Raw genomic sequence first — 18334 nt, 5'->3', positions numbered from 1 at the left:
TGCAGGCGGTGCAGACCTTCGCCATGATCATGCCGCAGTCTATGAGCGAGCTGTGGAGATCAACCTCTTCAGTAAGTCGTTTGGCGACCGGCTACTCGAGCTCTGGAAAACAAATCGTGCCGCAGTGTACTATCGGGAGGCTGCTGCAACCGCGGAACAAGCTGATGCGATGCTCGAGCTCGCAACCTCTATCCACGAACACGTCCTCCGATTCTCGTCAGTTAGTTACGAGTGTATCTGTAACCAATAGATTACGGTCTCCTCAGGCTGTGACAGGCGTGAAACTTCGTGAATAGCTACAACATTGACCTATTTGGCTGGGTTTAGCCCAGTGAATATGCTGGCAATATCACGAAGGCGAGGTCATCACGGGCCGTTAGGTCCGTACGGCCGACGCCTGAAAATACGGTGCACCATCCAGCACGATGATCAGATTATTTTCGATCTATTGGTATATCTCGAGAATGGAATATTTTGCGTGTTCGGCAGTACGTACTCTTCGAATCGAGAGAAAAAGCGATCCCCGTTCTCGGTGATCCCGCCCAACAGACAGATCCAGTCGCGTTGGCCAGATAATTCGATAGATGGCCGCGTGCCGCGCGGAAGCCACGCGGCACGCGGCTCGACTTGCACGGGTTGCTTGGTTCGATCGATACAGACTACTGTGGCGTCCATCTTCCGCCGCTTTTTTGAGCTCCTTACGGAACGTTTCTTGCTCCTCAGCATCCGATTCGGCGGCTGTAGGACGTGGTTTTTGATAGCTCAATCCCGCCTCTTTGAGCAACCGCCGGCAGCTCGGGATTGAGTACTCGACATCGTAGGTCTCGTCGACATACTGTTGGACGAGCGCCGGCGTCTACGCCGGCGCGTCTACCCCAACTTCTTCGGGAGATCCGTGGACTGTTTCTTCGAACTCTTGTTGGTCTTTTTCTGAGAGTTTTCGCTTTCTCCCAGATCGGTGAGCATCAGTAACGGCCTGTTCAAGCGATTCGTCAGTGTCGAGTCGCTTGAGCCAACTGTAGATTGTTCGTCGGCCGGTGTTGTGCCACTCGGCAAGTTCGGTCTGCGTGACGCCGTTCTTGTACGCAATTGCCGCTAACAGCCGTTGTGTCGGCTTCTTTCCCTCGACGTTGTCGAGTGCATCGTGAAGTTCTTCGACGGAGATTTCGTCGAGATGATCCATTACAAACAGCAGCAATCTATGGGCAGAAAATTCTAACGGTCACTATAGATCAGTTGCAGTCCTAAGCGAACGTCATGACACCGATATTTTACATATGATTGATCACGATGAGAAAGGGCCTCATCTCAATCTTTCCGCGCGTGTAGATAGCGACGCTGAGCATCCGCTTGGCGTCACGATCACGCCGGGAGCAATGCGTGAACCGACGCAGTTCAAGCATCTCTAGAGCGATGTCGAGGTCGTTGCAGACCGCGACTCACCAATCCACATCTTTGACCCTGGATGCCTCGATTATGACCGATTCTGCGAACTCAAAGAGCGTGAAACGGACTTCATCTCTTTCCTCCAAGCAGACGCTCGTGTCGATACCCAGCAGGCTGAACACCCTACCGTGGAACAGAACGCGGAGTTGCGTGTTGAAGCGCCCGGCGCGTCAGGGTGAGTAGGCTCCATCGACAGGGCTGCACGCGCTGTAACCCACGCCCTCGGTGATAATTGGTCGGGGACCGTCGAAGGGAGGACGCGAAAACGTACTTCGCTCCTGAGGAAACCCGCAACCGTGAACGCCGCTTCGCGGATTCCCGCGGTAACGAGACGCGTTGCGTCTCGTTTGCACACCAGAACGCGAAGTGGAGTGTTCTCGGGACGACTTTAGGCGTGGGGGGATATCAATGGCAGATACTTATCTACCCCTTCGGGTTGTGCCTCGATAACGGAGTAACCGATGCCGATCAACACTTCGCTCGCCGAATCGGACTACGCATTCTCTTCACTGCTCTCCTCGTCAGCGCCACGACCGTATCCCTCGACCTCTTGAATTTCGACGTCATCGTCTTCGGCACCAGGCTCGTTCTCGTTCGCTTCGTTATCAGCGACGTCGTCGTCCCCCTCTCCGTCAGGCGTATCATTCCCGTTCATCCCATCGTCTTCGTCCATCTCACTATCCTCATTAGCTGTCTCACCGTCGTTAGTCTCTTCGGGGCTCTCCTCCTGGAGGACTCCACAGCCCGCCAATCCCACTACTGCACCCGTGCTTACAATCGAGATGATCCGGCGACGTGTGAGCGTTCGGTCTATCATGGCGCAGTGCAGGTACGATGGAATGAGGTAATAAGGACGGCAGGTAGTTCGGATAATCAATAGCGATTGGACGTGATCTGACCGAGTTAGATTTCTGATCGGTACGGCTAAATCGGTTAACCGATCCGTACTCACGGTCCTCGAGACTGAACCAAGTTTGTACGGATGTACGAAACGTCCTCGAGTACGATCACTGATTATCGAAGGACGCGGCGTACTCGACGGCTACGGACCAATCGCGACGATTCATCGCTACTGCCAGCGATCGGTCAGAGGTCATTATTGAAAGTGCTACTACAGAGTTCATCGGTCTGGCACTCGGATCGGTTTCGGACCCCCTTAACCCGGTCAGGACTCAGTCGGCCTCGAGGACCTCGAGGTCGAACTCAAGCGTTTCGCCCGCCAGCTGGTGATTGAAGTCGATCCGAGTGATCTCCGGATCGATATGCGTGACTTCGCCGACGGTTCCGTCCTCGGATCCGATCTGGATCCCTGTCTCGAGGGATCGGTCTTCCGACTCGAGTATCTGCTCGAATTCGACGGTCGGGTATTCGACGACCGAGTCGTCGGATCGCTCACCGTATGCGTTCTCCGGTGGAACCGTGATCGTCTTCTCGTCGCCCGCTTCCATCCCGATGAGCGCGTCGTTGACCCCTTCGATGAGTTCGTCGTCGCCAACCTCGACGGTGAGCGGTTCGTACTCGCGGTCGGGCAGCCGCTCGGCCAGCCCCGTCTCCTCGGCAATGTCTTTGCGTGTCGTATCGAACACGAGGCCGTCGGCGAACCGAGCCGTGTATTCGATCGTGACCGAGTCGCCGGTTTCGATTGGCATCGATACTCGGTAGTGTAGTGAGGGATAAAGGGCCTGTCCATCACTCTCGCACCTGCGTTTCGTTCACGTGGGTCTACGGGCGGTCCGCTGACGCTGCTACGGGACAACGAGTTCCGAGCGTATCTCGGTATCGTCTGGATTCGTACCGTCGGCTGTACGGCCGTGCTCGGTACCGCTACGCTCGAGACGCCACGTACTGGCCAGATTGGCGGGTACCCCGAGCGAACGGTGCGGTACGCCGCGTTTCAGATCGATCCGCTGATGAATTCGACCGGCTACGCGAATACGGGCTCCCCGCCGTGGAGCGATGAGCGGTATTCGTCGCGCCGACCGCACGTCGGACGGAAGGCCCCTTTGGCAGGGCTATACGCACCGCAACGCACTCCATCGGGAATCCCATGACCTGAGACGTGGGAGGGTGTCAACCTCTCGAGAATATCGACGACTGATCGGTCCCGTTCGCCGGTGGTCGAATGCGGTCGCTCGCGCGTCCGTACAACTTCGTGAACGGACTGGACGTGACTCCGTGAACCAGGACCGAAGTTGCGACGACCAAACTGACGGCTCCCCAGACGAGTTCGCTGCCCAGTATCCGGTGGGCGACCGTCGCGTAGAACAGTGCCGCGATCCCGATCGGGCCGAACCAGCCAGCGAACAGCGGGTCGCGATCGCCGTCCGTTTCGGAAACTGCCCGTCGGAAGACCAGTACCATCGGCAGTCTTCGAAGAAGGAGAACGCTCGCGGCGAGGATCACGCCGGCTACCCCGAGCGACGCCCACTGCTCGACCGGCAACGCGGTACCGAAGAGCACGAAGATCGGAAACGTGAACAGTCGAAGCATCGTCTCCTGGACCTTCTGCTCGTCCGCCTCGTCCGTGGCGTCCGCGAACTGGTTGAACAACAGCCCGGCTGCGAACGCCGCGAGAATTCCGTCGCTGCCCAGCAACTTGACGGCACCCAGCACGGCGAACGTGAGAGCGACGGTCACGCTCAGCAGGGACGTCTCCTCGAGGAACTCGTGTCGTCGGGACTCGCGCTCGATCCAACCGGCGGCCGCACCGATTGCGGCACCGATGACTATGGCCGCCCCGACCTCCCAGAGGAGCGTCGAGAGCAGCCAGTCGGAGATCGCCCGCTGGGGCGGATGCTGGAGAACCAGAATCGGCAAGAAGACGACCGGATACGCCAGTCCGTCGTTCGCCCCCGACTCGGCGGTAAGGAGGTTCCGGATCGGTTCCGGAATGTACTCCGCCGCGGTATTGCCGGTTACGATCGTTCCGGCGAGGACGGGGTCTGTCGGCGTGACGATCGCGCCGATAAGCAACGCGGCCCAGAGGGGAACCCCCAAGAGGAGATAAACGAGTCCGCCGCTGACGAGCCACATACCGACCATTCCGGGAACGAGGATCGCCGCCATCGAGCGCGCGTGTTTTCGGAAGTAGCCCCGGGGAAGCCGAAGCGCAGCCCCCACTACGGCCAGCCCGACCGTCAGCCGGGCACCTTGCTCCATGATCACGAACGGATCCCCCCAGCTCGACAACCGGACCAGCCCAAGCCCGAGAGGCCCGATACCGATCCCCAGAAGTACCGCTAGCATCGGCTCTGAGATGAAGTACACACGACTGTGTATCAATCCTGCGACGAGGCTCAACACCAGCGTCAGGCCGCCGATCGTGGCGAGTACGATATTAAGCTCTTGCATAGTCTCGAGCCCGAACGTCGACCGGAATTGAAATACCCGAAAAGCGGGCAGTCTACGATCGGCCGTTCTTCGAGAACCGGAATAGTGGTTCGGCCTGCAAGCCCCATCGTGTTCAGATAAGCTGATTCCACGCGAAGGCGAATGACCTGAGCCACTGATCAGCAGTTTCTGCATGAGCGTTACTAAAGCAGTTTGAGAAGGAAGAGGTTCGACGCTTTACCTCTCGAAAGACACGTTCGACACTGTTCCGATTTCCATGTCGTTCGTATCTGAAATCGAGGCCATGTCGTTGACAGGCGTAGTTTAGCGATTTATCGCCATCGACGAGAAACACGGCGTCATCGACGTCGTGTTTCTCGCGTAATTCCGCGAAGAACGTACTGGCGATGACCTTGTCTCTAGTCGGTTCAAGCTGTGTATGGAGTAATTCGTTTGACTCTGGATCGACAGCGGCGTACAGCCAATACTGTTCGTCGTCGAGCCGGATCACCGTCTCGTCAACTGCAACGTGATCCGGGCTTCGACAGGAATCGGGCTGTAGATCTGCCTTGTGAACCCAGTTATGAACCGTTGATCGAGCTCGTTCAACACCGAATATCTCGAGAATTCCGACAGTATTCGAAAGAGATAGTCCAGCAAGATGGAGCTGAATACTGAGCTTCATCAACAGCCGTGGTGTTGCTTCTCTCTCCACAAAATCCAAGTCGAACTGGCCGATACTAGGACTGAGGCGTGCGTTTTCGGGCATGAATCACTTTGAAAACGCCACGCCTCACTCCTTCAGCCTTATCTGAACAGTACCGCAAGCCCCGCGGCCGCGCAACGACCGACAGCGCGCTCCAAAGAGCGTCGACGGCGACGAGACTCGTTCGCGTCGTCCGTCGGTTCCCCTCGGAACGACCGACAGACGGCGTTTCCCGTCGTCGACCGGAGCGAAGTCCGGGATTCCGACCGAGGCGAACCGGTGGTTCCGGTACCGGTTGCTTACGAAGGGACCACCTTGATGCTAGTCGGAGATGTGCTACTCGAGGCATGCCTCACGTTACCGTCGAAGACGACACCGAGGTGTTCGTGCGCGATCTGGGTGCGGGTGACCCCATCGTCTTCCTGCACGGCTGGCCGCTCAACCACCGGATGTTCGAGTACCAGTACCACCGGCTCCTCGACGAGGGGTTTCGCTGTGTCGGTATCGACCTTCGCGGCTACGGAAAGTCCGACAAACCGTACGGCGACTACGGCTACGATCGGTTCGCCGACGACGTCCGTGCGGTTCTCGACGACCTGGACCTCGAGGGGGTAACGCTGGCGGGGTTCTCGATGGGCGGGGGTATCGCGACTCGCTACATGAGCCGCCACGACGAAGCCCGCGTCGACGGGCTCGCGTTGCTGGCCGCCGCGAGTCCGGTTATCACCGAAAAGCCCGACTTCCCCGAGGGCCTCGACGAGGCGGCGGTGAACCCGCTCATCGAGGGCGCCCGAACCGATCGGGCGAAGATGAACGCCGACTTCGGCGAGACGTTGTTTCACACCGATCAGAGCGACGAGATGATGGACTGGATCTGGAGCCTCGGGATGGAAGCCTCGGGGCAGGCGACGGTCGCCTCCGCCAGAACCTGGCGTGACGCGGACCTTCGGTCCGACATGGACGACATCACCGTCCCGACGAAGGTGTACCACGGCAGCCACGACGAGGTCACGCCGATCGAAATCACCGGAGAGGTGCTCGCGGACGGTATCGAAACCGCCGAGCTGATCCGCTTCGAGAACAGCGGTCACGGGCTCGTGGCCGACGAGACCGAACGGCTCAACGAGGAGCTGGTATCGTTTGCCGATTGACTCGACACTCGGGAGCCGCCTCGCGGCGCGTCACCCGCTCGAGAGCCCGCCGAGACGGCGCCGACAGAATACGAGGCAGAAGGCGGCTAAGCCGTGGGTAACTTACTCGGCGTAACTCGCGGCGCGCGTTCGGAGGTAACGAAAGATATCGAGCGCTACCGCGACGGGGAGCAAAGCCAGTACCAGCAAACCGACGAGCACGATGACGAACACCTCGTCCGGTGCGGTGTACGGTCTGTCGGCTGCGGTCAGCGAATCCCACGTCGAACCGAGGAGCATCCGCGTCTCGACGAGTAGGGGGCCAGAGTCGGTCACTACTGATCCCTCTACGGCGATCGATTTTACGCTTTCGAGAGCGACTCGGTCCGCGCGCCGTCCGGACGGAGTCGCAAACGGGAACGGGACCGGAAACTCGAGTCGGGTACCCTTTCGACGGGATCGGCCAGCGGGCCCCAGATGTATACCGTATCGGATCGTACGCGTCGTATGAATCAGCCCATCCTCGTACCGACGGACGGAAGCGAGCCTGCGACGGCGGCGCTGGACCATGCGCTGGACGTCGCGGCGGGGACCGATTCGACCGTTCACGTACTCCACGTCGCGGACGCGGACGACTCGGATTCGGCTCGTCGCGACGAGCGGTCCGACGGCGCGGCGGGTGGCCCGGGAGCGGAACTCCTCGAGCGCGCTCGCGCGATGGCGGCGGAACGCGGAGTAACCGTCGCCGATCACGTTCGACGGGGGAACCCGAAGCCGGTGATCCTCGAGTACGTCGCCGACAACGACATCGGAACCGTGATCATGGGCGCCCACGGCCGTCACGGGATCGGGGAGTACCTGTTCGGGACCACCACGGAAGCCGTGGTCGCCTCGAGCGAGGTCCCGGTGCTGACGGTTCGGGCGGATAACGGGAAGCGTTCGTACCCCTACGAGCGGATCGTGGTCCCGACCGACGACAGCGATTACGCGCGAGCCGCGGCCGAACTGGCAGCGACGATCGCGGCGCGAAACGATGCGACGCTTCACCTGTTGTACGTCGCCGACGAGTTCCCGGAAACGATCGATCCGCGCTCGGCCGAACTCCCCGCCGAAGTCGAAGAAACCGCGCTCGAGTTACTCGCCGACGTCGCGTCGGAACTGGATCACGACGACGTGGTCCCCGTGGTCGAATCCGGTTCCGTCCCGCACGTGATCTGCTCCCACGCGGAGGCGAACGATGCGGACCTGATCGTGATGGGAACGCACGGCTGGTCGGGATTCGACCGCCTCTTGCTCGGGAGTTTCACCGAACGGGTCATCCGAACCGCACCGGTGCCAGTGTTGACGACGACGGTCGAGGAAGAGTAGTTCCGAGCGCCGAGAGCCGCGATTCGGTTTCCCGTCCCGTCGAACCGGATCGCCTCGGGGGACCGCCTGTAAGGGGAGCCTGGCCACTCCGTTAGCCCGCTACCGAGCGCTCCACCGGAGACCGCGGGTGGATCGCGGCGGGAAGGTCGACTCGCCTGTTCAGGAACCGACGTCCGAGAAGTTCGGTGCCACGGTCACGACGCGAGAGCCGGTTCCGCGCAGTTCGCGAGCGAGAGGGCTGCTTCTCCGCGCTCGCTGCGGAGGCGCCGAGGCGGCTCTGAGAAACGCGCCCGGCGGAATTCGGGCGGCACTCTACAATCAACAATATGGCATATAAACTCAATTCAACAGATACTTATTCGATTACCGCCGGACGTGGTGTACATGCACGCAGCCGGTGTGAGCCAACGCGAACGCGGCGCGAGAGCGCACGAGAGCGGTGTAAAACTACAGTCGCCCGTACACAGCCGCGTTCCCGACGACCCATGAGTGCGATCGAGGCGTTCAGACGCGAATCCGACCCGTACGTGTTCGCGCTCGCGCTGGGGCCCCTGCTCGGGATCATCGTCGGCATCGTCGCGTGGCCCGACGCCGCCGCATCGAAACTGGCGCTCGCGAACGAAGCCATCGTCACCAATCTGGGGTGGCTCTACCTGTGGATCGTGTTTCTCTCGTTCGTCTTCGTGCTGTACGTCCTACTCGGCCCGTGGGGACGTATTAAACTCGGCGATCCCGACGACGAGCCCGAGTTTTCGTTCTGGCAGTACCTCGTGATGACGTTTACCGCCGGCCTCTCGTCAGGGGGGCTCGAGTTCTGGGGGCCGGTCGAGCCGCTCGTCCACTACGACACCCGACCGCCGTTTTTCAGCTCCGACACGGGCACGTGGGCGCAGATGGCCGACGCGCTCCAGTACGCCATCTTTCACTACGGCGTGTCCGCGTGGGCTACCTACCTCGTGTTCGCGGTCGCCATCTCGTACTTCGTCTATCGGAAGGACGCGCCGTTCCGACCCGCCGTCATCCTCGCGCCGTTCGTCGGGACGGACAACGTCGACGGCTGGCTCGCCAAGCTGGTCGACGCGATGGTCGTCGTCATCACCGTCAGCGGCATCACCGTCTCGTTCGGCCTCGGCATTAGCCAGTTCATCTCCGGTCTCGGATTCAAGTGGGGCGTTCAGCTCGGCGACACCGGCCGCATCGGACTCATCCTCCTGGTCGGCGTCCTGTTCCTGCTGTCCGTTATTGTCGGCATCCAAGGCGGAATCCGTCGGTTCGCCGACCTCAATATCGTGTTGTTGCTCGGACTGATGGCCATCACGTTCGCGTTCTCGCAGCTGCCGTCGCTGGTCAATCTCGGTTCCCACGCCCTTACCGGGTACGCGACCGACTTCATCGGCATGAGTCTCTTCTACGAGCCCGGAAGCGAGTCCACGAACTGGCTCAGCTCCTGGACGCTGTTTTTCTGGCCGTGGTGGCTCACGTTCGCGCCGATGGTCGGCATCTTTATGGCGCGTATCTCCCGCGGACGGACGCTCCGCCAGCTCGTCTTCGCGGGATTGGTCGGCTCGTTCGGTCTCACCGTCCCCTGGTACGTCGCCACCGGCGGCTCCGCGCTTCTCCTCCAGACCTCGGGCGCCGCCGACCTGCTCGAGGTCTACTCGAGTTCGGGGCTGGAGGCCGTCGGCTTCGCGCTGTTCGAGAACCTTCTCCCGTACCCCGGCGTGTTCTCGGCCGTCCTGTTGGTCCTCGTCGTTAGCTTCCTCATCACGACGCTTGACTCCTCCACCCTCAGTATCGCCATGATCGTCGACGGAGGGAGCGAGTCGCCGTCCGTACTCAACCGCGTCGTCTGGGGGTTGATGATGGTGTTGCTGACGATCTCGCTCAACCTCGCCGGCGGCATGTCCGTGCTCCAGTCGTTCACGATTCTGGTCGGCCTGCCGACCGCCGTCCTCTGCGGGCTCACCATGGTCGGGATGCTCCTCGAGTTCGAACGGGAATACCCCGTCCTTGGCGAGGACGACACCGACGACGCCGACGTGCAGGAGCCGTCCGCGCCGACGCAGCCGGCGATCGAGCGATACCCGCAGGAGAGTTCCGACGACTGAACGGGCGACAGGTCGACATTCACACCGACGCTTCGGTCCTGAGAGAACGTTAGACGCGGCGTCGGCCGCCGCGCTCGTCCGTCGTTGCGGCCTCGCGAACGCGAGCCACGCGCTCGTCGGTCGGCGGGTGGCTGTCGAGCGCCCGCTCGAGCGGCGTTCGGTTCCGTCGGCGCTCTCGACTGGGGAAGATCCACCGGAAGACTCCCCGGTGTGACTCGTTGGCGCGCTGGATCTTCTCGAGCGCCCGAGCGAACGCGAAGGGGTCGTCGAGAACCGCCACCGCTCGCCGGTCGGCTGCGTACTCTCGACGGCGGGAGTCGGCCTGGAGCGCCAGGATCGGCGCGACGGACAGCCCCAGTGCGATCCGCACCAGCCCGCGCCGCAACCCGCTTCCGACGCTGTCGGGACCGCGCACCGGACGACCCACCATCAGCGACAGTCCCCAGCAACCGATCGTGACGACGGCCACGAGCGGGAGCAGCGACGCGAGCACGAGCGTCGTCACCGTCTGGAGAACGCTCAGGGCCAGCGTTCGGATCAACCCGTCGGAGCGCTCGAGGTGGGCGAATTCGTGAGCGAGCACCCCCTCGAGCTCCGCGGCGGTCAGCAGTCGGACGAGCGAGCGGTCGACGACGAGCGTCCGACGACCGAGCGCGAACGCGTTGGGTTGACCGAGTCGGGCGACGTACACGTCGGGCCGATCGACGTTCATCCGTCGAGTCAATCGATCAACGCTCGCCTGGAGACTCGGTGCGCGGACCGCCGAGAGCGGGATCGTCTCGAGTCGCGAGAGGAGCCGCCTGGTACCGATCCGGTAGTTCAGGTAGCCGAACAGGAGCGCGATTCCGATCGCGAGAAGCGTCACGGCCAGGAGATCGGTTCCGGAGAGAAACGCTTCGATGACGCGAGCACCGACGACGATGCCGAAGCCGGCGAGTGCGAGCAACCACGACCCGAGCAGGACGGCGAGGACGCGTGGCCGTCGAGCGGACACCGACATGGTTCGAGTAGGACCGTCGCGGCCAAAACGATTACTGGCCCGTTCTCGAGCCGCAGGCGCCGAGTAACGCGTTCGCACCGCTGGCTTCGGTCGGGAAGCGGCGCTCGGGCACCGGACGGAGTACTCGGATCGCCGGATCAAGCGACGCCGTGACTTCCGCGCGTTGGCTAACGTTTAATAGATTCGTGTGCAATTAGGTGCCATGGGACACGAACCGATCGCGCGACGGTACCCGAACACGCTCGAGGAGGACCGACGCCACCTCGAGGGCGATCTCGAAAACGACGACCTCGCCCTCGAGGCAACGATCCGCTGAGGAAAACGAGAATGGCAGAGAAACAGATCGGTCTGGTTCGCCGACCCGACGCCGGCGAACGCCGTCAGGAGTGGGGCACCGTCAGCGAGAACGAACTCCGCATCGACCGCGAGAGCGCCGAAGCGATCGTCGACGCGCTCAGCGTCGACCACGCAGGGTCGTTCAACCTCTTCTATCTGCTGCGAAAGCACTACTGGACGGCCGAGGGAGCCGAGTCTCGCGAGGCCGCGGACTTCCTCGAGAACGCGTACAAGCGGGTACGTACCATCAACGACGCCCTCGCCGTTCGCATCGTCGAACTGGGCGGTATCCCGCCGAACACGCCGCCGACGATTCAGGCCCGCGCCGAAGTTCACCTCGAGGCGGAAGACCTCTACGACCTGCGAACCTCGCTGGAGGGGGATCTCGAGGGATACGCGACGCTGGTGGCAAGTATGCGCGAGCACGTCGAGATCGCCGAAAACCGAGGCGACGCGGGAACGGTACAGCTCCTGCGAGATCACCTGAAAGCGCTCGAAGACGACGCCCACGAGGTTGAACGGCTCCTCGAAGACGACGCGCTCGTTCGGCGAGACGCGCTCAACTAACCATGGCGAGTACACCGCACCTACGCAAACCCGACGCGGACCACCGCCGCCAGGAGTGGGACACGGTCGAGGAGAACGAACTCCGTCTCGAGCGTGAGACCGCGGAACGGCTCGTGGAAGCACTGAACGCGGAGCTCTCGGGGCTCTATATCCTCTTCAATCAGGTGCGAAAGCACTACTGGCTCGTCGAAGGAGCCGAATCGAACGACGTCGGCGGGTTCCTCGAGGACGCCGCCGATCGGATCGCCGAGGCGACCGACGCTCTGGCGAATCGCGTCCACGCACTCGGTGGCGTACCGGTCTGTGGCCCGATGGGCATTCGCCAGCACGCTCCGATACACATCGAGGATCCACACCACTACGACGTCCGGTCGTCGCTGGAGCGCGATCTCGACGGGTACGCGGCGCTCGCGGTTCGGATGCGCGAGCACATCGAATTGGCGGACGGGCTGGGTGACGAAGCTACCGGCGAACTCCTGCGCGAACACCTCAAGACGCTCGAGGAAGACGCGCACGCGGTCGAGAAGTATCTCGCCGACGATACGCTGGTCCGGCACGGAGCTCTCGACCGGGACCTGGATGAACGATAGCTGGAAACTCGTAGACCGTTTGGGAAGCGATTTATATGGCTCTGTGGCAGTCCGTGCTATGTCGAACGACCTCGCTCAACGGACGAGTGCGCTCCGAACGCAGACACGCCGGCCGAGCCGCGAGACGACGCCCGTCGTCGCCGTCGTTGCGGCGGTTGCGGACGCGGCCGGAACCGATCCGCTCGAGCTGCCGCCGCTCGGTAACGCTATCGATCCCGAGGCGTTGAACGACCTGGTCGACCCCGAGCGGAGCGCGGGACTCGAGTCGATCGCGTTCGAGTACGCGGGATACGACGTCGTCATCACCGGCACCGGCGACGTTCGGGTGAACCGGTCCGAGTGAGTACGCGAGGGCCGCGTCGGGATTCCCCGCGGGGCGTCCGCCGTGACCGTGCAACGCGACCCGTTTTCCTCCTTCGCGCCGAACTCCCGGACATGGGGGGCGACGATACCGACGAAACGTGGGAGTCGTACGGGACGGACGTCACCGAGCGGGATCACCCCGTTCACTCGATCCTGGATCGGCTACTCCTTCGATGGAATCGGATCGTCGTCGCCGTCGCGCTCACCGCGGGCGCGTTTCTGCTCCTGGTGGGCGTCCACACCCTCGGCCTCGTCTCGAGTGTCAACGACGCCACGATGACGCGGATCAGCCAGGGGTTGATCGCGGGGACGTTCTCGCTCGTCACCCTCGTCGTCACCGTCAACCAGTTGATCCTCTCGCGGGAGTTCCGCGCGGCCGACGAGTTCCGGGACAGGGTAGGCGGCGTCGTGGACTTTCGCCGCGATATCGAGGACGCGACCGGCGCCGCCACGACGCCGGCCGCGCCGGCGAATATGCTCGAACTACTCGTCCGAGAGATCGGTCGCCGGGCGGACCGGGTCGAGGAGAGCCTCGCCGACGACCTCGAGGGGTCGACCCGAACGCGGCTCGAGGCGTTCGTCCGGAGCGTCCGGGAGAGCACCGACCGAACTCGGGAGACCCTGGATCGGGCCCGATTCGGGACGTTCAGCGCCCTCGCCGCGACGATGGAGTACGACGACGCCTGGCAGATCTACGCCGCGAGACACCTGCGCAACGACCACGGGGACGAACTCTCCGGCGCTACCCGCGAGGCGCTCGCGGAGCTAGTCGAGTCGCTCGAACTGCTCGAGACCGGTCGCGAGCACCTCAAGACGACGTACCTGCAACGGGAGCTGACCCGCCTCTCCCAGCTGACGATCCTGTTCGGGCTCCCGGCGGTGCTGGCGGCGTTTCTCCTGGGACTGTTGTACGGCGGCATGGGCGGGCCGACGATCGGTCACGCCGACGCTCCGGTCGTCGTCAGCGGACTGATCGCGATCGCCTCCTCGCCGGTGGCGCTGCTGTCGGCGTACGTTCTCCGCGCGGGGACGATCGCGCGACGAACCGCCTCGATCGGCCCGATGCTCCCCCAGAAGGGGGCCGACGAGGGGCCGTTCGAGGTCGCCCGCGACGCGGACGGGGAATCGAAGTGAGACGTGCGAAACGTCGCCCCGCGGCCGCCGTTCCGTTCGACGCCGATCAGACGAACGCGAGCGGAATCATCAGTGCGATCCCGATCGCGATCCCGCCGGCCAGCTCCGGCTTCCCGCCGTTCGGTAACGGCTCGCCGAGCTCGAGCGCCTCGGGAACGAACTCCGAGAGCACGAGGTAGATCATCGCCCCGGCGGCGAACCCGAATCCGAAGGGGAGAAACTCCCTGGCGACTCGAACGAAGTAGAACGCGATCACGGCGCCGATCGGCTGCGGGAGACTCGAGAACACCGCCCACCAGACCATCTTTCCCTCGGAGACGCCCATCGACCGCAAGGGGATCGAGATGGCGGTCCCCTCCGGAACGTTGTGGATCGAGATGGCGAGCGTCATAAACACCGCCAGCACCGGAACGGTAACGCCGAGCACCGGGATGCCGCCCTCGAGGCCGAGGTCGGCGAAGGAGACGCCGACGGCGACCCCCTCGGGAAAGCTGTGGACGGTCAACACGCCGAGGATGAGCACGAGCTTCTTGAAGTCGGCCTCCTCGTACTCGCGGGGGTCGACGTCGGCGTCGACGATCACGTCCTTGGCGACGACGACGAGGACGACCCCCGCCGCCATCCCGACCGCGATCTGGAACGGCGTTCCCTCGGCGAGCCCCTCGTCGACGAGGCCGAACACCGACGCCGCGACCATCACGCCCGAGGAGAATCCCCAGAGAACGACGTTTCGACGGTCGCTGATCTCCTCGAGGAAGAGAAACGGCACCGCGCCGAGCCCCGTCGCCAGCGCGGTGACGAGCCCGGCGACGAACACCAACACGAGATTCTCGAGGAGAGCCACTGGTACCGACGTATTCGGCCTCGTCGTACAAACGGTTGACGGAACCGGTCTCGGTCGACGCCTCGCCGTTTTCGACTCGCGGGCGGGCGGACGAGGAGTTCCCGACGCTTCGACGGAGTATCCGATACTGCGCACTATCTCCCCCCTGAAAAATCGCCCATTATACAACGGGACAGACGGTACGACGCTCTCGGTTCTCTAGACGAGTATAACCCATGACGACCATAGAAGACCACGCGACTGACGTCGACGATCGCGACCCCCTCTTCGCGCGGATCCCGCGACGGGACTTCATGAAGGCGGGCGCCGCGGTCGGCGCGGTGGGATCGCTCGCGGGCTGTACGGGACTGCTCAGCGACGACGGGCAGGTTTCGGCGGCGGACGCCGACGCGAGCGTCCCGCCCGGCGAACACGACGACTACTACGCGTTCCTCTCGGGGGGTCACTCCGGCGAGATCCGGGTCTACGGTATCCCCTCGATGCGGCAGTTGATCCGCATCCCGGTGTTCGGCCGCGAAAGCGCCCGCGGCTACGGCTACGACGACCGATCCAGCCAGATGCTCGAGGACGCGGGCGGCTACTCGTGGGGCGACGCCCACCACCCCCGCGTGAGCCAGACCGACAACGACTACGACGGCCGCTGGGCGTTCGTCAACGACAAGGCCAACGGCCGGATGGCCCGGATCGACCTGAAGTACTTCGAGACCGACGCCATCGTCGACGTCCCCAACCAGCAGGGGACTCACGGGGCCTGCTGTATGCTCCCCGACACGAAGTACGTCTTCGGCGTCGGCGAGTTCCGCGTCCCGATGCCCAACGACGGGCGCGACCTCGACGACCCCGACAGCTACACCTCGACCATCGCCGCGATCGACCCCGAGACGATGGACGTCGAGTGGGAGGTGCTGGTCGACGGCAACATGGACAACGGCGACGGCGGCAAGGAGGGCCGCTGGTTCTTCGCGACGGGCTACAACAGCGAGAACGGCGTCACCGAAAGCGAGATGTCGTCCTCCGAGACCGACTGGGTCAAAGCCTTCGACGTTCCCGCCATCGAGGAGGCCGTCGAGGCCGGCGAGTACGAGGAGGTCGGCGGCGTCCCGCTCGTCGACGGCACCCGCGACAGTTCGCTCAACGGCGGCGATCGACCGATCGTGCGCTACATCGACGTCGCCAAGAGCCCCCACGGGGTCAGCGTCACGCCCGACGGACAGTACGCGATCGCCAGCGGCAAACTCGACCCGACCTGTGCGGTGATCGACATCGAGGCGCTCGCCGAGACCGACGATCCCAACGAGGCGATCGTCGGGCGACCCAGCCTCGGGATGGGGCCGCTTCACACCGCCTACGACGGGCGCGGCCACGCCTACACGACGCTGTTCATCGACTCGCAGGTCGTCAAGTGGGACATCGAGGCCGCCGTCGAGGCCGAGGCGGAGTCCGAGGATCCCGTCGTCGAGAAGATCGACGTCCACTACAACCCCGGCCACCTGATCGCCGCCGAGTCCTACACGGCCGACCCGCAGGGCGACTGGCTGGTCGCGCTGAACAAGCTCTCGAAGGATCGGTTCCTCAACGTCGGACCGATGAAACCGGAGAACGATCAGCTGATCTACATCGGCGACGACGACGCGGGGATGGAACTGGTAAAGGACACGCCGGCCTACGCCGAGCCCCACGACGCCTCGATCGTCAGCGCCGACAAGATCCAGCCCGCGGACATCTACGATCCCGAGGACTACGACGAGGAGTTCGTCGATCACGGCGACTCCGACATCGTCCGCGAGGACGGGCGCGTCCACGTGAAGATGTACTCCCAGCGCAACAAGTTCGGCTTCCAGGACGTCACCGTCCAGGAGGGTGACGAGGTGACCTTCACCGTCACGAACATCGAGACCACGCCGGACCTGCTGCACTCGCTGGCGATCCCCGAACACGACGTCAACATCAAGCTCGCACCCCAGGAGACTCGCGAGGTAACGTTCACTGCCGACGAGCCCGGCGTCTACTGGATGTACTGTGCGTTCTTCTGTAGCGCACTGCACCTCGAGATGCGCTCGCGACTGCTCGTCGAACCCGCGGAGTGATCCACCATGACCCGTCTCACACGACTAGCCGAACTGCGACGCCTCCTGCCGCTTTCAGCGGCGGGGCTGTTCCTGCTCGCGCTGACGGTTCCGGTGTGGCGGATCACGTTCGACGCGCCCCAGTACGTGGAGACGCTGGTCGTCGAACTGTACGCCCACCCGCGAATCGGCGGGGACTTCGAAGAGGTCGCGATGCTCAACAAGTACGTCGGGTTCTACTACCCGGACCCGGTGTACGCCGATCCCAACTACGCCGTCCACGAGCGGGCCGTGGACGTCCCGGAGTGGGTACTCGGCCCGGTGGCGTTCGTCGGGCTGGCCGCGACGGCCGCCGTCGTCGCGATCCTGCCGGGCGGGAGAATCGAGCGCGGGCTGATCGCCCTGTTCACCGGGGCGGTCGCGGTGCTCGGATCGATGGCCGCCATCATCCAGTACCGCCTCTACCAGGCCGGCCACACGCTCGATCCGGACGCCCCGCTCAACGGCGTCGACGGCTTCACGCCGCCGCTGCTGGGTAACTACCAGGTCGCGAACATCGACGGCACCGCCTGGGTCGGCCCCGGCGGCTACATGCTCGTCGCCGCGGTCGTCGCGCTGGCGGTCGCGGTCTCCCTGCGGGACTCGCCGGCGACGATCGCCGACGTCCCCGCGCTGGCCCGAAACGGCTGGAGCCGACTTCGGGACCGCGTCCGGCGACGGGGCGGCGAGGACGATCGCTCGAGGGACGATCGGCCGTCCGAGCCGGACGAGCGTCCGGGTCTCGATCTCGAGACCGACGGCGGTTCCGATCTCCGCGCCTCGGACGCGCGCTGCTCCGACGGGCGCGACCCGCCGACGAGAGGTGGGCGGCCGTGACCGAGCGGTACTTCGCCGTCCTCGCCGCGGTCGTGCTCGTCACGTCGCTGGCGGGTGCGGCCGTCGGGGCGACGGACGGCTCGAGCGGTTCGGAGACCGTCGACGACTGGCGGGCGGACGTCCCCGACGTGCACGACGTCGAGGAACCCAACGGCGACGGCACGGCGACGCTCGAGAGCGACGGCGAGGACCGCGAGTTCGCGTCCCTGCAAGCGGCCGTCGACGCCGCCGAACCCGGCGATACGATACTGCTCGAGGGGCGGTTCGACGAGCGGGTCACCGTCGACACGCCGAACCTCACGATCGAAGCCGTCGAGCGCGACGCCGCGGTGATCGACGGCGGCGGCGAGGACACCGTCGTCGAGATCACCGCCGACGGGACGACCCTCGAGGGGGTCTGGATCCGCAACTCCGGACTCGAGAAGAACGACGACGACAGCGGCGTGCTGGTCCTGTCTCTTATACACATC

At 63.7% G+C, this 18334-nt stretch carries 17 protein-coding genes and 1 pseudogene; 10 read left to right on the top strand and 8 right to left on the bottom strand.

Annotation, left to right across the window (positions count from 1 at the left end; genetic code table 11):
- Positions 1-332: 332 nt before the first annotated feature.
- From C492_RS22740 to C492_RS22735, 5 genes and pseudogenes are all read right to left on the bottom strand, one after another.
- Positions 333-1183: pseudogene (locus C492_RS22740) on the bottom strand (IS630 family transposase); the annotation flags it as partial.
- 756 nt (positions 1184-1939) lie between these two features.
- Positions 1940-2263, bottom strand: coding sequence for a DNA polymerase V family protein (locus C492_RS10210; protein WP_239643422.1), 324 nt, complete (start codon positions 2261-2263; stop codon positions 1940-1942).
- Positions 2264-2618: 355 nt separating this feature from the next.
- Positions 2619-3095, bottom strand: a complete 477-nt coding sequence (locus C492_RS10205; RefSeq protein ID WP_008423116.1) for an FKBP-type peptidyl-prolyl cis-trans isomerase — start codon at positions 3093-3095, stop codon at positions 2619-2621.
- A 421-nt stretch (positions 3096-3516) separates the two neighbouring features.
- Positions 3517-4797 carry a cation:proton antiporter domain-containing protein gene (locus C492_RS10200; RefSeq protein ID WP_049892964.1) on the bottom strand — a complete coding sequence of 427 codons (1281 nt, stop codon included), beginning with the start codon at positions 4795-4797 and terminating at the stop codon, positions 3517-3519.
- Positions 4798-4909: 112 nt separating this feature from the next.
- On the bottom strand, positions 4910-5545 hold the full coding sequence (locus C492_RS22735; RefSeq protein ID WP_008423113.1) for an IS6 family transposase: 636 nt from the start codon (positions 5543-5545) through the stop codon (positions 4910-4912).
- A 284-nt stretch (positions 5546-5829) separates the two neighbouring features.
- Between C492_RS22735 and C492_RS10195 the strand changes: the two genes are divergently transcribed.
- Positions 5830-6633, top strand: a complete 804-nt coding sequence (locus C492_RS10195; RefSeq protein WP_008423110.1) for an alpha/beta fold hydrolase — start codon at positions 5830-5832, stop codon at positions 6631-6633.
- Positions 6634-6735: 102 nt separating this feature from the next.
- On the opposite strand, the gene C492_RS10190 is transcribed toward C492_RS10195, so the two are convergent.
- Complete coding sequence (locus C492_RS10190) at positions 6736-6948, bottom strand: hypothetical protein (RefSeq protein WP_008423108.1); 213 nt, start codon at positions 6946-6948, stop codon at positions 6736-6738.
- Positions 6949-7119: 171 nt separating this feature from the next.
- Here C492_RS10190 and C492_RS10185 point away from each other — a divergent pair, with 171 nt between their 5' ends.
- Both C492_RS10185 and C492_RS10180 read left to right on the top strand, forming a co-directional pair.
- Positions 7120-7980, top strand: coding sequence for a universal stress protein (locus tag C492_RS10185; protein ID WP_008423106.1), 861 nt, complete (start codon positions 7120-7122; stop codon positions 7978-7980).
- A gap of 485 nt (positions 7981-8465) precedes the next feature.
- Positions 8466-10088, top strand: a complete 1623-nt coding sequence (locus tag C492_RS10180) for a BCCT family transporter (RefSeq protein WP_008423104.1) — start codon at positions 8466-8468, stop codon at positions 10086-10088.
- Between the two features lie 49 nt (positions 10089-10137).
- On the opposite strand, the gene C492_RS10175 is transcribed toward C492_RS10180, so the two are convergent.
- Positions 10138-11088, bottom strand: a complete 951-nt coding sequence (locus tag C492_RS10175; RefSeq protein WP_008423102.1) for a M48 family metallopeptidase — start codon at positions 11086-11088, stop codon at positions 10138-10140.
- 327 nt (positions 11089-11415) lie between these two features.
- Here C492_RS10175 and dpsA (C492_RS10170) point away from each other — a divergent pair, with 327 nt between their 5' ends.
- The 4 genes from dpsA (C492_RS10170) (at position 11416) to C492_RS10155 (ending at position 14078) form a co-directional block, all read left to right on the top strand.
- Entirely contained in the window at positions 11416-11991 is a 576-nt protein-coding gene (gene dpsA / locus C492_RS10170) for a DNA starvation/stationary phase protection protein DpsA (RefSeq protein WP_008423100.1), read from the top strand.
- Positions 11992-11993: 2 nt separating this feature from the next.
- A complete protein-coding gene (gene dpsA, locus C492_RS10165; protein ID WP_008423098.1) occupies positions 11994-12581 on the top strand; it encodes a DNA starvation/stationary phase protection protein DpsA in 588 nt (195 codons plus the stop codon).
- A 58-nt stretch (positions 12582-12639) separates the two neighbouring features.
- Positions 12640-12924, top strand: coding sequence for a HalOD1 output domain-containing protein (locus C492_RS10160; protein WP_008423096.1), 285 nt, complete (start codon positions 12640-12642; stop codon positions 12922-12924).
- Positions 12925-13016: 92 nt separating this feature from the next.
- The gene (locus tag C492_RS10155; RefSeq protein ID WP_008423093.1) at positions 13017-14078 is read left to right on the top strand and encodes a hypothetical protein; all 1062 of its coding nucleotides are present in this window, start codon (positions 13017-13019) and stop codon (positions 14076-14078) included.
- Between the two features lie 46 nt (positions 14079-14124).
- Here C492_RS10155 and C492_RS10150 read toward each other — a convergent pair whose 3' ends face one another.
- Positions 14125-14922 (bottom strand): ZIP family metal transporter, encoded by a 798-nt coding sequence (locus tag C492_RS10150; protein WP_008423091.1) that lies wholly within the window; start codon positions 14920-14922, stop codon positions 14125-14127.
- Between the two features lie 215 nt (positions 14923-15137).
- Here C492_RS10150 and nosZ point away from each other — a divergent pair, with 215 nt between their 5' ends.
- The 3 genes from nosZ to C492_RS10135 all read left to right on the top strand — a co-directional run.
- Positions 15138-17009 (top strand): TAT-dependent nitrous-oxide reductase, encoded by a 1872-nt coding sequence (gene nosZ, locus C492_RS10145; protein ID WP_008423089.1) that lies wholly within the window; start codon positions 15138-15140, stop codon positions 17007-17009.
- Positions 17010-17015: 6 nt separating this feature from the next.
- A complete protein-coding gene (locus C492_RS10140) occupies positions 17016-17864 on the top strand; it encodes a hypothetical protein (RefSeq protein ID WP_008423087.1) in 849 nt (282 codons plus the stop codon).
- Positions 17861-18334: right-handed parallel beta-helix repeat-containing protein (locus tag C492_RS10135; RefSeq protein ID WP_008423085.1), on the top strand; the 474-nt coding region annotated here is incomplete at its 3' end. The genes C492_RS10140 and C492_RS10135, both read left to right, overlap by 4 nt.

This window comes from Natronococcus jeotgali DSM 18795, from assembly GCF_000337695.1.
In the GTDB taxonomy this organism is placed as follows: Archaea; Halobacteriota; Halobacteria; order Halobacteriales; family Natrialbaceae; genus Natronococcus; species Natronococcus jeotgali.
This window is presented reverse-complemented; position numbering and strand designations above follow the sequence as displayed.

Coding starts and splice junctions, on each gene's coding strand:
- C492_RS10210 (WP_239643422.1), bottom strand. CDS start 2,263: ATGATAGACCGAACGCTCACACGTCGCCGGATCATCTCGATTGTAAGC.
- C492_RS10205 (WP_008423116.1), bottom strand. CDS start 3,095: ATGCCAATCGAAACCGGCGACTCGGTCACGATCGAATACACGGCTCGG.
- C492_RS10200 (WP_049892964.1), bottom strand. CDS start 4,797: ATGCAAGAGCTTAATATCGTACTCGCCACGATCGGCGGCCTGACGCTG.
- C492_RS22735 (WP_008423113.1), bottom strand. CDS start 5,545: ATGCCCGAAAACGCACGCCTCAGTCCTAGTATCGGCCAGTTCGACTTG.
- C492_RS10195 (WP_008423110.1), top strand. CDS start 5,830: ATGCCTCACGTTACCGTCGAAGACGACACCGAGGTGTTCGTGCGCGAT.
- C492_RS10185 (WP_008423106.1), top strand. CDS start 7,120: ATGAATCAGCCCATCCTCGTACCGACGGACGGAAGCGAGCCTGCGACG.
- C492_RS10180 (WP_008423104.1), top strand. CDS start 8,466: ATGAGTGCGATCGAGGCGTTCAGACGCGAATCCGACCCGTACGTGTTC.
- C492_RS10175 (WP_008423102.1), bottom strand. CDS start 11,088: ATGTCGGTGTCCGCTCGACGGCCACGCGTCCTCGCCGTCCTGCTCGGG.
- dpsA (WP_008423100.1), top strand. CDS start 11,416: ATGGCAGAGAAACAGATCGGTCTGGTTCGCCGACCCGACGCCGGCGAA.
- dpsA (WP_008423098.1), top strand. CDS start 11,994: ATGGCGAGTACACCGCACCTACGCAAACCCGACGCGGACCACCGCCGC.
- C492_RS10160 (WP_008423096.1), top strand. CDS start 12,640: ATGTCGAACGACCTCGCTCAACGGACGAGTGCGCTCCGAACGCAGACA.
- C492_RS10155 (WP_008423093.1), top strand. CDS start 13,017: ATGGGGGGCGACGATACCGACGAAACGTGGGAGTCGTACGGGACGGAC.
- nosZ (WP_008423089.1), top strand. CDS start 15,138: ATGACGACCATAGAAGACCACGCGACTGACGTCGACGATCGCGACCCC.
- C492_RS10140 (WP_008423087.1), top strand. CDS start 17,016: ATGACCCGTCTCACACGACTAGCCGAACTGCGACGCCTCCTGCCGCTT.